The organism is Inquilinus sp., from assembly GCF_057815775.1.
The window spans coordinates 1-2,236 of sequence record NZ_JBYRFX010000115.1 but is presented as its reverse complement, the minus strand read 5'-3'; the positions used below and the strand labels follow the sequence as shown (position 1 = coordinate 2,236).

The following is a 2,236-nucleotide window of genomic DNA, read 5'->3' as shown; positions in this document are numbered from 1 at the left end:
AAAGTCAGGCGCCAAAGAATCGGGCGCCAAGGAAATCGGCGGAAGACATTCGGTGGTGGTGACGTGGGGCTGACCAGACGCCAGATCTTGATGGGGACGACCGCGCTTGCGGCTGCGTCCTTCTTTGGCGCAGTGAGGCCCGCCAACGCTGCGCCCAGCCTGGGCGAGACCACCCCCTTCAGCATGACCTGGCTGGTCGACCGGGCGAAGACCGTGTCGCAGGCCCCGTTCGTGCCGCCGGATGAGAGCCTGCCGGCCGAGATCACCCAGCTGACCTACGACCAGCAGCGGTCGATCCGCTTCCTGCCGGAGCAGGCGCTGTGGCGGCCGGAGAAGCTGCCGTTCCAGATGCAGTTCTTCCACCTCGGCGCCCTGTTCGACAAGCCGGTCCACATCTTCCAGGTCGATGGCTACCAGGCACGCGAGATCCTGTACCGCCAGGATCTGTTCGACCTGGGCGGCAACAAGTTCCCGGACAACCCGTCGGACCATCTCGGCTTCGCCGGCTTCCGCCTGCACTACGCGATCAACCGGCCGGAGTTCCTGGACGAGATCGCGGTGTTCCTGGCCGCCAGCTATTTCCGCTGCCTGGGCCGCAAGAACATCTACGGCCTGTCGGCGCGCGGCCTGGCGATCGACACCGGCTCGACCCGCGGCGAGGAATTCCCGGTCTTCCGCCAGTTCTGGGTCGAGACTCCGGCGCCGGACGCGACCCAGATCCGGGTCTATGCCCTGCTGGACAGCCCGGGCGTCAGCGGCGCCTTCAGCTTCCTGATCAAGCCGGGCGAGACCACCACGGTCGATATCGAGGCGACGCTCTACCCCCGCCACACCATCGACAAGTTCGGCATCGCGCCCCTGACCAGCATGTTCCTGTTCGGGCCGCAGGATCACCGCTCCTTCGACGATTTCCGGCCGGAGGTGCACGACAGCGACGGGCTGTCGATGTGGAGCGGCGCCGGCGAATGGATCTGGCGGCCGCTGCGCAACCCGGCGCGGCTGCTGATCAGTTCGTTCATGGATGAGAACCCGCGCGGCTTCGGCCTGATGCAGCGCCAGCGCTCCTACAGCAGTTACCAGGATCTCGAGGCGATGTATGAGCGCCGGCCGAGCCTGTGGGTCGAGCCGCTGAGCGGCTGGGGCGCCGGCGTGGTGCAGCTGGTCGAGATCCCGACCGACCGCGAGATCCACGACAACATCGTCGCCTTCTGGGTGCCGAAGCAGCCGGTTGAAGGCGGCCAGGAATGGAAGCTGTCCTACCGCCTGCACTGGGGCATGAACCCGCCGGTGTCGACGGATCGCGGCGCCGTGGTGTCGACCCGCACCGGGGCCGGCGGCGTGTCCGGCGGCGATGCCAAAGCAACCGATACCCGCAAGTTCGTGATCGATTTCAAGGGCGGCGCCCTTGACTCTCTCCCCGAGGACGCTTCACTGGAGGCCGTGGTCACGGCATCAGCAGGCGAGATCCAGTTCCCTGTTGCACAGCGGAACCCGGAAATCGGCGGCTGGCGGGCGTTCTTCGACCTCAAGCCTGCCGGCGACGATCCCGCCGAGCTTCGCTGTTACCTCCGTCAGGGCGACAACGCCCTGACCGAAACATGGAGTTTCCAATGGCCTTGACGTCTCAGCGGAATCATCCCATGTCCCTGGTCGGGCTCCGCACCCCGGTCAACATCAACATGCCAGACAACGTCCTCGCCTTCTTCCAGGCCCTGGGTTTCACCGACCCGGCCGCGCTGTCCGGCGCGATCGAGACGGCGTTCTGCGACGTCGATCCGGCCACGATGGCGGCGCCGGCGCTCCTGGACCATGCCCGCCGCAGGACGGCCGACTGGTTCGCCGTGGTGCTGAACCGCAGCGAGCGCAACGACGACGCGATCCTGACCATCGGCCGGGCCGCCTATCTGCTGACCGACGCCGCCCGCCGCTGGCCCGAGCACTTCCTGTCCGAGGACCCGCTGCCCCAGGCGATGGAGCAGGCGCTGCGCCGGGTGTCGCCGGTGCCGGTGCCGCGCGCCCAGCCGACCCCGATGGTCGACCAGCCGCTGGACCCGGTCTGGGCCGGCGAGCCGCTGAAGCGCATCTTCGGCCGCTGGTCGCCCGAGGCGGCTGAGCGGCGTCCGGCCTGACGGAAAGGCATCCGATTCCACCTATGAGCGGACTCGAAGCGGCGTCCTACGCCTCCGCGGCCCGTTGGCGCCGCCTTGCCGTCTTCGGGGCGACGGCTTTGTCCACC

The 2,236-nt window shown here is 68.0% G+C and carries 2 protein-coding genes; both read left to right on the top strand.

Translation table 11 applies throughout. The features are described from left to right. Nucleotides 1–183: 183 nt before the first annotated feature. The gene (locus AC3XYG_RS04165) at nucleotides 184–1,620 is read left to right on the top strand and encodes an OpgD/OpgG family glucan biosynthesis protein (RefSeq protein WP_489138550.1); all 1,437 of its coding nucleotides are present in this window, start codon (nucleotides 184–186) and stop codon (nucleotides 1,618–1,620) included. Nucleotides 1,621–1,640: 20 nt separating this feature from the next. Beyond that, nucleotides 1,641–2,129, top strand: coding sequence for a hypothetical protein (locus tag AC3XYG_RS04160; RefSeq protein WP_489138549.1), 489 nt, complete (start codon nucleotides 1,641–1,643; stop codon nucleotides 2,127–2,129). Nucleotides 2,130–2,236 lie beyond the last annotated feature (107 nt).